The 12049-nt window shown below is 43.0% G+C and carries 8 protein-coding genes; 4 read left to right on the forward strand and 4 right to left on the reverse strand.

The genetic code is table 11. From position 1 onward, the window contains the following. Window positions 1–77: 77 nt before the first annotated feature. Window positions 78–1094 (forward strand): AraC family transcriptional regulator, encoded by a 1017-nt coding sequence (locus tag C8N29_RS00895; protein ID WP_107864135.1) that lies wholly within the window; start codon window positions 78–80, stop codon window positions 1092–1094. Then, window positions 1091–1633: a DUF924 family protein gene (locus tag C8N29_RS00900; protein WP_107864136.1), complete on the forward strand. Its 543-nt coding sequence runs from the start codon at window positions 1091–1093 to the stop codon at window positions 1631–1633. The genes C8N29_RS00895 and C8N29_RS00900 overlap by 4 nt, the downstream gene beginning before the upstream one ends. Before the next feature lie 74 nt (window positions 1634–1707). On the opposite strand, the gene C8N29_RS00905 is transcribed toward C8N29_RS00900, so the two are convergent. Both C8N29_RS00905 and C8N29_RS00910 read right to left on the reverse strand, forming a co-directional pair. After that, window positions 1708–2373: an SRPBCC family protein gene (locus tag C8N29_RS00905; protein WP_146164396.1), complete on the reverse strand. Its 666-nt coding sequence runs from the start codon at window positions 2371–2373 to the stop codon at window positions 1708–1710. A 554-nt stretch (window positions 2374–2927) separates the two neighbouring features. Next, a complete protein-coding gene (locus C8N29_RS00910; protein ID WP_170106839.1) occupies window positions 2928–6038 on the reverse strand; it encodes a glycoside hydrolase family 35 protein in 3111 nt (1036 codons plus the stop codon). 285 nt (window positions 6039–6323) lie between these two features. Between C8N29_RS00910 and C8N29_RS00915 the strand changes: the two genes are divergently transcribed. Beyond that, on the forward strand, window positions 6324–7097 hold the full coding sequence (locus tag C8N29_RS00915; RefSeq protein WP_107864139.1) for a dioxygenase family protein: 774 nt from the start codon (window positions 6324–6326) through the stop codon (window positions 7095–7097). Between the two features lie 77 nt (window positions 7098–7174). On the opposite strand, the gene C8N29_RS00920 is transcribed toward C8N29_RS00915, so the two are convergent. Then, window positions 7175–8092 carry a diguanylate cyclase domain-containing protein gene (locus C8N29_RS00920; protein WP_204509243.1) on the reverse strand — a complete coding sequence of 306 codons (918 nt, stop codon included), beginning with the start codon at window positions 8090–8092 and terminating at the stop codon, window positions 7175–7177. Next, window positions 8085–11564: a response regulator gene (locus C8N29_RS00925; RefSeq protein WP_107864140.1), complete on the reverse strand. Its 3480-nt coding sequence runs from the start codon at window positions 11562–11564 to the stop codon at window positions 8085–8087. The genes C8N29_RS00920 and C8N29_RS00925 overlap by 8 nt, the downstream gene beginning before the upstream one ends. 211 nt (window positions 11565–11775) lie before the next feature. Here C8N29_RS00925 and C8N29_RS00930 point away from each other — a divergent pair, with 211 nt between their 5' ends. Next, window positions 11776–12021 (forward strand): DUF2061 domain-containing protein, encoded by a 246-nt coding sequence (locus C8N29_RS00930; RefSeq protein ID WP_107864141.1) that lies wholly within the window; start codon window positions 11776–11778, stop codon window positions 12019–12021. Window positions 12022–12049 lie beyond the last annotated feature (28 nt).

Consider the following 12049-nt stretch of genomic DNA (forward strand, 5'->3'; position numbering starts at 1 on the left):
TCACACTGATAATGTAATTGTATGACCATACGGTAAATAGGTGCTTTGGTGCCATTTTTTTATCATTAGAGGCCAAGATGACAAATAATTTACAAAGCCTACCTGTGGTGTATCCACTCTTACTCGTTGATGTCGCTGCCAACTGGCAAGTGAAGCCAGAAGAGTTACTCAGCGACTTAGGCTTAACACGGGAAATGTTATTAGACCCACAGCGACGCATCTCTTTTGATGACCTAAACAAACTGATTATTAAAGCGGGACAGCTTACCCAAGAAGCGGCTCTGGCCATTTATTTTGGCCAAAAAATGCAGATTTCGATGCATGGCTTTGTGGGTTTTGCTGCCTTAACGGCTGCGAATGTGCGCGAGGCTTTAATGATTGCCGAGCGTTTTGTAGGCATGATTAGCAGTATTGTGAATTTGCGTTTAGAAGAAGGCACAGACGAAAGTGCCATCTATTTAGAAATGAACACGCAGTTACAACCGCTACGCGAAGTGGCTGTGCTTGCGGTGATGTTTGGTTTTGCTCACATGGGACAAGCAGCCACAGGCCAATTAGTGACTGGCCGTGCCGAATTGGACTTTCCTCCGCCCTCTTATTTGGAGCCGTTAATTCCATTTTTGCCTGCCCAAGTCAGCTTTAATCAAGCACAAAATCGTATTATTTTTCCGAGTAGTTATTTAGACTTACCTCTCGTCATGGCTAACCCTGTTGCCAGTCAAATCGCGTTAACACAATGCGAACAAGAGTTGCAGCGTTTTGGCTTAGAACAACCATTTATTGCCCAAGTCAAAGCCCTGATGTTTGATGAAAAATATGGCTTTTCTACCTTAGAACAAGTGGCTCAACGTTTACACATGTCCGAACGTACCTTAAAACGCCAGCTTGCCAAATATGATGTGACTTACACCGATTTAGTCGAAGATACGCGTAAGCAAAAAGCTCTGGATTTATTAGCGAATCCCAAATTAAGCCTAGAAGATATTTCTGAGCATTTAGGCTATTCTGATATGGCTAACTTTACCCGCGCCTTTAAGCGCTGGACGGAACAGACGCCTGCCGCTTACCGCAAAAGTTTAGGGAAACCGATATGAGCGATGCACACACGATTTTAAGATTTTGGTTTCAAGAAATTGATTCTGCCTTATGGTGGCGTAAAGATGCAGCATTTGATGCGTTAATTGGCGAACGTTTTGGCGCATTACATCGCCAGGCTAGCCAAGGAGAATTGGCACATTGGCGTACAGATGCACAGGGACGTTTAGCTGAAATTATTGTCTTAGACCAATTCTCGCGTAATTTATACCGTGATTCTGCCTTAGCATTCAGTCAGGATTTAGCGGCCTTGTGTTTAGCCCAAGAAGCCATTAGGCTCGGCTTAGACCACACGTTAAACGCCAATGAAAAAGCCTTTTTATATTTGCCGTTTATGCACAGTGAATCTTTGGCGATACATGAGCAAGCGGTACAACTCTATCAAGCCGCAGGTTTAGAATATAATTTAGCCTTTGAATACAAACATAAGATAATTATTGAGCGTTTTGGTCGTTATCCACACCGCAATCAAGTCTTAGGTCGTCTATCTAGTCCAGAGGAATTGGCTTTTTTACAACAACCCGACTCTCATTTTTAGCGAGGCATCTAAGGCCTCACCCATCATACACCTGTACAATATGAGAATCGGGTAGATGCTCAAAATAAGCGCTATTATTGCGCCTGCGGTAACTGCCCTAAGCGTTGTTTTTCCATATAATCGTTATAAGAATAGACCTTAAAAGGCACAGGCTCACGGGATTTGACATATTCATCTTTCTTCAACATTCGCAACACCCCTAACGCCACACTGTAGGGGGCACTGTGTTGAATAAAATTAGCTGCCCATGACGGTACTTGTCCACCAGGGTCAACATAACCTTCGGCTTCAACAAAAATATCGTTACCATTCACAGGCGTAAACTTAAAGCTCAAGTCTTCGGCAATCATACGGACTAACGGCGGCTTAGGCGGAATATAATTCGGCTCTGTATCGACTTTTAACAGTAAGTAATTACGCGTGGCAGTTTGTGGTTGTACTGTTGCGTGTAAAATGACATCGCGGTCGGGCAAACCCGTAGGGGCTTTGTGCACTAAGTACAAATAATATTCGGTAGGTGATACTTTTTTGAGCAGTTTGGACTCCAATACCTGCCAGTACCATTTATTATAATTATCAAAATCTAAAATTAAACGCACCAGTGTTTCGGGCTTAACCTCCTTCATAAGTACCGTGGCTTTGAAGGAACGATAGCGTTTACCATCCTCTAAACGAGCATAGGTCTTAATATCGCGTAGGCGGTCATTTTTTACCAGCGTCCATTCATTGGTTAATTTCATTTGTAATTCATCGAGGTCGTCATTTTCAGCATGTGTTACGGCTGAAACCGTCAAAAGCGAGACGAAGCCCATAGCGATGAATAATTGTCGTAGCATAGTGATACCTTTTGTTGTTGCACTCTTGTGTATATCAAAGACACGCGGCTCATCATGGCCAAACGCTTATTTATCTGTATTTTTTATAAAAGGCTAAAAACAGAGATAAACCCACCCTCTCTCCATCATAGCGAGGAGACAACGTTGTTTTTGGGTAGATAACTGACAAAATTTTTATACGATTTATTTAACACAAGTTCTAAATACTTAGCGGCAACATTTAGATATGAGGTTGCTATTTACAGATATTAACTGACAAGCATTGTACAAACATTGACCTTAGAACACGAAATGGTGAAAAAAAAGCCAACCAGTTCTCATTTAATGGGGTTGGCAATCTCTTGAGAGACGGAATAGTGGTGCGTAGATACAGAGAAAAACTGGGTAAGGCTTAGACAAATTTTCCGCATCGCTTAGATGCACATGGCGTCCTGACAGGACGCCATGTACGCGCTCAGTTACTCTAAAAAGTCCACATTCAACAGCGTTTTACCACGTGGTTGATTAATCAACATCGACTGACCATTAATATCAGCTCTGATTTCTGGACTATAGGCCAAAGATACTTCACCTACTTGTCCTGCGCTTTCGCTACCATCCGAGACATCTTCAAAGGCAACTGCTAACACATTGGCGGTACCTGCTGGGTTTAAGCCTGTGGTGCTAATGGGGAAATAATCAGGGTTAGTATTCATCCACATATCACGAATTGCACGCCCCCAAAAGCCATTATCAATCCAACCGTCACCACTCAACCAACGACCAATTAACTGACCATTTAACCAAACTGTGGCTTTAACACGTTGACCCGCAAAACGTAAGGATAAAGGCGCGTGTAAATTGCTGGTATTGGGTAATTGGCTAGCATCAAACTTGGCACGATACCAACGTACTTCACCTTTGGCTAAGTTCATGGGTAAAGTTGCAGATTGCCATGTGCTATCACTATAACTGTGACTCATTAAACCTGTACGTTCACCATTTAAGTCGGCACGTAACGACCAATTAGTTAAATTGGTGCCACCTAAACGCGCTGTTCCCCATAAGCCTTTAAAGCTATCAAAACCCAAACTGGGGATTTTCATGTTGGTTGCAGCTAATGTGCCACGTGGGAACATAAAGCTACCGTGTCCCCATGATTCAACACGGAAAGCCACCACATTTTTGCCTTGTTTTAAGTAAGGACGTAATGACGGGAATTTATATTTATCATTCCAAGAATCCGAATCCAATTCAGTGCCTACAGGTAACTTGGTACTTAAATACGTGCCGTTGACATAAATCCCAACAATATCACTGGCATGTTCAATATATAAGGAACAATCTTCCCACCAATATGGCGCATGGTCAAAATCTAACTCAGTACGATACCAAGCATGACCTGTATAAATGCCTTTGCTTTCTAAGGGTTGTGGCTCACCTGTCCACTTTATCCATGTGCTGTCGTTATAATCTAACTTGGCTTCGGCCATATCGCTGGCTACTTTACCTGCCATTAAACTCGGTAATGGTGCTAAGTTAGGAATAGTTTGTGGCTTGGTAAACGTTGCACTTTGAGTTTGACTATTCCATGCACTATTCACCACTAAATTACGCAACTGCATCCGACGTGGTGACATAACAAACAGGGGGCGATTTTTAACGTCATATTCCGCTGCCAACTGTAAGTTGTACACTGAGGATACACCTGTTTCTTTTAACAGTTCTAAACCTGCCACCACATAATCTTGATTATTGATACGTGGAAACCAAAAACGTCCTGCTTCTTCCGTAGTTGTCACTAACACACGCACCGTTTTACCCGCTTCACTACGCACCACTAATTCTAAATGTGGATAGTGGCTATAGGTTAAGGCTAGACGATTGGCATTTTGTTCGGCAATGTTAATACCATTATCACGGGTGATAACGGTAGCATTGCCCAAACCTTCTAACACCAATTCACCTTGATTATTGGCCACACCATGCACAATCACTAGGGCATCACCGTTATAACTGCGTGAAGTCAATAACTCACTGCTTGTCCATGCGACTTTGCCTGCACCATTGCTTAACGGTAAATCTTTGACCAAAATCATCGCATAGTCTTTAGAAGCGACACCTGCTTCTGGATTGGTTGGCACAGTCATTGACACATACTTAGGCAAGGTTTGACCATTTAAGTTAATGCCATTGACAGGAATATTTTGTGCAAAACCTGATTGATTCACCAAACCAACAAATTGCACACCTTGAGTGCCTTGCAACCAATAATTGACCTTAACATTGTTTGGTTCACGCGCACCCAACTCCGTATTACTGATACTTAAACCTGTTTTTTGCGCTGTACCTGCACTGGCAAAATATGGCTCTACCGCATCAAAAAATACGTTATCACGGCGGAAAGCATGGAATGATGGACGCAACAAACCAGACGGAGACACAGGCCCATAATAATCAACAACTCCATGAAAATAGCCCACTTGTGGTGAGACAAAACCATTCATGATGTTGTTAATCGAACTAAAATCAAAGGCGTTATCAACACTGCGGGTATTTAACACAATCGCATTACGATAACCAGGGGTCATCATACCCACCGCATTAAAGGCAAATGTGCCATCTAAACCGCCTAATAATAAGCGTTTGATTTTGACTGGGTCACGGTCGGTTTCGGTAGTACCACTGGGCATATTGGCATAGACACCACCATGATTACTGCTGTGCATATCGGTTAATAAATCAACAGCCGTTTTTTCGGGATAATCACCCCCTAAGCCATTATAAATATTGGGCATAGGCACAACACCAGACACATCACCTGTGGCTGAGGCTTTGCCATCACCCGGACAAGTGGTAATGGGGACGGTAATACCATCATTACGGACAATATCACGTAAGGCAGTAAAATACGCATTAGGATTAAAGTTTTGCCACAAACCACGCTCTGGCCCACCTTCATAACCAAACAATTTGTCAGCCTCGTGGAAAGGTTGAAACCAGTTATATTCATTTTCTACCGAATATAAAATAATTGGCCCACCACGGTCAGCAAACAAATCGCGCACTTCGGCATTCACACGGCGTAAATATTTACCCACATAGTGTAAATAATCAGGGTCATGGGTACGTAAATTGGGTTTGCCATCCGCCGCAATGTCTTTTTTGGTGGATTTGGCCATTAACCATGCTGGCACACCGCCACCATCCATCTCATTGGTAATATAAGGGCCTGGTCGTAAATAAACATACAAACCTAACTCTTTACACAACAAAATAAATTGACGCAAATTAGGACTGCTAAAATTAAACTGCCCTTCTCGCGGCTCTACACTGTTCCACGCCACATATAAATCTACCGTATTAAAACCTGCGGCCTTAAAACGCTCTAAACGGTCACGCCATTCACTGCTTGGAATCCGAAACCATTGCACCGTGCCGCCACGCAACAAACGATACTGACCATCAATCATAAAACCATTGGCATCCATACTGACATCATAAGGCAATCCATTGCTTAAACTGGCATAGGCAGCACTGGCACTCATCATGGTTATGGCAATTGCTGCACTTAAGTAGGTTTTTTTCATCGTTTTGCCCTTACACATCAATATGGTTAAACTGTAGGACAATCTTACGTTTCAACATAAGGCATTAATTGATAATTTCTGACAATGATTAGGGAAAAGGTGTCTAAAGTTAAAAAAATGGCGCAAAAAGTTAAGACCATTAAAGACATACATTTGTATATAAATTTGTATATTTATTATTCCGTATTAATTCGTACTTTTGGGCAACACCCTGTTATCTGTTTTATGGCTACTCTGTAGATAATTAACTCATTACACTGGATTTATTTATATGGAGTAATCAATATGACTCTTAGCCCTGCTTTGTTTTTAGGACATGGTTCGCCAGAAAATGTCGTGCTTGATAATCGTTTTACCCAACATCTAAAACATTGTGGTCAACAACTTGCTAAACCAAGAGCCATTTTGATGATTTCGGCACATTGGCTGACACAAGATGTACGCATAACCAGTGCGATTCAGCCTAAGCAGATATTTGATTTTTACGGTTTTCCACCTGCGTTGTATGAGGTGCAATACCCTGCCAAAACTGACCAGAACTTAGTACAACAATTATTAGCGATGAACATAGGGATTGTTGCCGACCCACAAGCTGGCTTTGACCACGGAACATGGACAGTGCTCAAACATCTTTTTCCACAAGCGGATGTACCTGTGGTGCAAATGAGCCTCAATACCCAATTTACTCGTCAACAACACCTTGAATTTGCAAAAAAACTGCAAGACTTACGTCATCAAGGGGTAATGATTATGGGTAGTGGCAACGTGGTACATAATTTAGGGCTTTTAGACTGGCAGCAACGCGAACAAGGTGCTGATTGGGCGATTAGTTTTGATATGCAAATAAAAGCGGTTATTGAACAACACGATTTGTCTTTTTTAACACAAACACGGCAACAGATGAGCCAAATTGCCCGTTTGGCCATTCCCAGTGAAGACCATTATTGGCCTCTATTATATATCGAGGCGGTGCGGCTAGCTGACGAGAGACTGGAATGGCTGTATGAGGGCTATGAATATGGCAGTATCAGTTTGAGAAGTTATGTATTAATGACCTAATACCTAGGGCGTGTGTTCTATTGACCCGCTTTATCGCGACACCATCAAAAGCTCAACAGCGCCTAGGCATTGGCTAGTTATAAAACATACAGCCTGTTACGGCCTTCTTCTTTAGCACGATACAAGGCTTGGTCGGCTATTTCGACTAAATCACTGACATGCTGTTCGGGTTGCGGCATTAAGGTCGTCAAGCCGATACTCAAGGTCACGATGCCATAAGGTGATAATTTATGTTCTACCGCTAATTTGCGGCAGCGATTGAGAACCTGTTCGGCCATCATAGCCGCACCGTTGGCATCGGTGTCTGGTAATAGGCAAACAAACTCTTCGCCACCGTATCTAAACACCACATCCGCAGGACGACGTAAGAGTTGTGTTAAGGTGTTGACAATCGCTTTTAGGCAATCATCTCCTGCTAAATGGCCGTATTGGTCGTTGTATTGCTTAAAATAGTCGACATCTATCATCATCAAAGACAAGGGCAAATGCGCGCGCATGGCGCGTCTAAACTCACGCGGCAAACACTCATCAAAATAACGACGATTACGCGCACCTGTTAAGCCATCAATCCAGACTAAATCGGCCAATAAATCGCGATAGCGTTTTAGCTCTAAATGGTTCGCAATACGTGCCTTGACCACTGCGGGACTGAATGGTTTAACGATATAGTCGATTGCGCCCAAACGTAGGCCTTTTTCTTCGCTATCCGTTGCGGCCATCGCGGTCACAAAAACAATAGGAATGTCTTTGGTAACAACATCTGACTTCAAACGCTGACACACTTCATGCCCATTCATTTCGGGCATAATAATATCAAGCAAAATTAAATCGGGTCGTGTTTTAGCGGCTAACTCTAAGGCCTCATGGCCGTTAGTGGCAAACAATACCTCGTAATCAGGTGCTAACATCGCGTGCATAACTTCGATATTGGCAGGAGTGTCATCAACGACCAAAATGGTCGCACGTGTTGTTACAGGGTTGATAGGGTCAATCAACGTTTGTCTCCACAATAGAAATCAACTCAGCCAACAGTTGTTGCGCATATTTAAAGTCTAGCTTTGCTAAGGCATTTGCTAAGTCTTCTGTTTTAACCACATCGTATTTAGCCAAGTCTTGTTGTAACTCATTAAATACACGGCGTCCATCTAAACTATTACGCAATAATAAATGATTCAGTTGCATAATGCGCTGTACAAATGTCTGTTGTTCTTGAGTTTCTATGGGTGGTAAGGTCTGCGTATCGGTCTGTAAGACTAAAAATTGGCTCAGTACCTCCGCCAACTCATGAAAATCTATAGGCTTGGCAATATGGCCATTCATGCCTATTTCTAAGCACCGTTGTTTGTCTGTGGGCATGGCATAAGCCGTTAGTGCAATAATCGGTAGCGTTTCACGGTCAAAACGCTCCCGAATTCTGAGTGTGGTTTCAAAGCCATCCATAACGGGCATTTGTAAGTCCATTAAAATTAAGGCATAGGGATGTGTGGTATTATGTAATTTTTCGAGGGCTTTAGTGCCATTAGCGGCAATATCTACCTCTAAGCCTAAACGCTGTAACATTTCTTTTTGAAGACGTTGGTTAATCGCGTTATCTTCTACCAATAAAATACGTGCCATTAAAAATCGACGGATTGGCGTAATCATGGCGGGTTCTTGCAACATGGGTTGTTGGCCAAACACTTGCTCTATGGCAGTTTGCAAGACGGAGGGGAGAATGGGCTTTTGTAAGTGCGCACTAAAAAATGCGCCTTCGGTCATTTGTTTAATGCGTGCAAAACCATAACCAGTCATTAAAAATAAACTAGGACGATGTTTTAGATTGAGTTGTTGTAGCCGTCGCGCGACCTCTATGCCATCACAAATGGGCATTTTCCAATCCATAATCACCAAATCGAAGGGATGCGTGTTATCTTGTTCTTGAATCAGCGTTAATGCTTGTAAGCCCGAAGATAAAGACCTTGCTTCATACCCCTGATGTCGCAGCATGGCAACTAACACCGCTTGCAATGCCGATGAGTCATCCACGACCAACACATGCAGGGGCTGACTGACAGAGCTAATAGATGGGGTATTTAACTGCGTTGGCGCAATATCAAACTCTAACTCTATACTAAATGTACTCCCTACCCCTGCCGTACTCTCGACACGGATATGCCCTCCCATCAACTCTACTAATCCTTTACTCACCACAAGACCTAAGCCTGTACCGCCATAACGACGCGTGATTGAACCATCGGCTTGTGAAAATGCAGAAAATAGCCGTTTTTGTTGTTCTGGGTTAATGCCAATCCCTGTATCGCTGACAGCAAATAACAGACGTACATGTGTGGTTTGTAAACTCAATACGGTCACACGGACAACCACTTCGCCACGCTCCGTAAATTTGACTGCGTTATTGGCTAAGTTAAGTAATACCTGTCCTAAACGTATGGGGTCACCCATCAACTGGGTGGGAAGCTGCGGGGGTAAATCGACAATAAATTCAATTTTTTTATCGGCTGCAATTAACATGACTTGTTGTGAGATTTTTTGTAATACGTCTGCGACATCAAACATATCATGGCCAATCTCGATACGACCCGCCTCAATTTTAGAAAAATCCAAAATATCGTTAATAATACTTAATAAGGAACGCGCTGAACTGTCAATTTTTTCTAAATATTCTCGTTCTTGCGCTTGTAAAGGCAATCCTAATAACAAATGCGAAAAGCCAATAATCGCATTCATGGGGGTTCTAATTTCATGACTCATGTTGGCCAAAAATTGCCCTTTTGCAATATTCGCTTGTTCGGCTTCTTGTCTGGCACTCTCTAAAGCCGCATTTTGCTGTACTAATACCTCGGTATGTTGAGCAATCATGCGCTCTAAGTATTGGCGGCGACCCGAGTTAATCATGGTATAGGTGACAGCCAATGCGGTACTTAATAATCCAATCATTAAGACAGACCATGTTAGCCACGATTCATATTGGGTCAGTCGTTGGGGCGTTGGCCAAATTTGCATTTGCCAATGTTGTTGGCCAATCGCCAATTGATAGGTGTTATACATGCCTAATGACTTCACCAAACGCCACACTTGGGGACTAGGCGGTTGGCCATAGACAACTTTAGCCGCCACGGTATCTTTTACCATCAACGAAAGCTCAGGCGTCATTAACTCCTCTGTTAAACGTTCCAACACCCTATCAGCTTTGAGCACAATCACAATAAAGCCTTGTATCTGTGACCAATCATTTTGTCCCGTTAAGGGTCGCTTAAAGACAGGCGTATATAACAACACACTGATTTTATTGGTGGGAGCTTGAATCAATTGCACAGGTGAAGTGAGTGTCGGAGAGTTAGTCAGTACGGCACGGTTCAGCGCAGGGAGTCGGTCTGCTTTCGCTAAAATATTAAAGCCAAAGGCTTTGCTATTTTCTTCATTGACAGGATAAATATAACGAATCGCTAGACGATGTGTGGCCGCTTGTAATGTCTTTGAGTCTACATCTTCAAAAACCTGAATCGCTCTTTTTTGCTCTTGGGAGACTTGATTCTGCCATGCTAAGCGTTCCGTATCTGGTAAATATTCCGCCCATTGTACCGCTTGCACTTCGGGATGCGAGGCCTGCCACTCGCCAACAAAGGCACTGAATTCATCGGCTGCAACATGGTGACTGCCATAAAAAAAGCCCCGTACAAGTTGAGAAAACTCATCATAATCCGTAAAACGACGCTGAACTTGCGAGGTGAATAACTGAGCACTGACCGTGAAACGATTAATACGCTCTTGACGCTCTAATTGGCTAACCAACACACAACCAAGCACCGCAAAACTGAAGGTCGCTATTAATACAACGGTGACTATGACTGCGCGAGTACGGTCATAAAAAGGTTTATTCATCCCCCAAATAATCAGCAATGGTGCAAAAACTAACACACCAATACTGTCCCCCATCCACCATGTTAACCAATTTTGTATATATTGGTCTGGTGGGATAAAACCCGCGATATAGCGTACCGTGACACTCCATGTCGGGTTAATTAAGGTTGCAACGATACCGCCTAATGCTAAGGACTTAATAACAACCGCAGGCTCTTGAAACCCTTCTTGACGCGGCACAAAATGCTGAATCAGAGCAGCACCCACCCACGCCTGTAAGCCTGCACCTAATGCACACAGAATGGGAATCAGCCAATTTACTTGATAAATGGGTAGTCCAGTCACATTGGCACTGATAACCACATTAATCGCTATCGTACCAACAATCACACCAATAACAAATCGTGCACCCGCCAATAAAACCCATGCAAGGGCAATACCCGCAGGTGGCCATACAGGAGAGGCAAATCCTAAGGGACTACTCAACGCCAAACCAATATACGCAGTCGCAAAATAAACGAGGGCTAGGAACAAATTGCCCATAATGGGATGGCGAATGGTATGTGCAATATAGTGGTCAATACTCAATTTCTGCAAATTATCCATATCGGCTTTAGGCTTAGGTGAGTGCGGCAGATAAACAAGTGGGTCGTCTTATCATACACGCGCCTCTATAAGACGGCACTAGCTAGTTTGGGATTAAACGCTGCCAATTCATTATAAAAAACTATCATAACAATAAAAAATAATAGTTTTACACAATCGCATTTTCTCTCTAAGATGGAGTCTATAGAAGCACAACTTAGAGGATACGATCATGGCTCACATTAAACAATTTATTAGCACCCATCGTCATACCTTAAAGAAGACCTTAAGTTACTATGTGATGCACATTACTGTCGCTGCGATTGTCGCTTTTATGGTAACAGGCAATATTTGGATGGCGTTAACGTTGAGTATGTTGGAGCCTAGTGTGCAAGCGGTGGCGTTTTTCTTTCATGAACGGGCATGGGCGCGTAAAGAGCAAACAACCATTGCCGTACCAACGGTGGTTCATGCTTAGCTTAGCATCTTAGTCATCATGTCGACTC

It is taken from the genome of Agitococcus lubricus, assembly GCF_003051055.1.
Classification (GTDB): Bacteria; Pseudomonadota; Gammaproteobacteria; order Pseudomonadales; family Moraxellaceae; genus Agitococcus; species Agitococcus lubricus.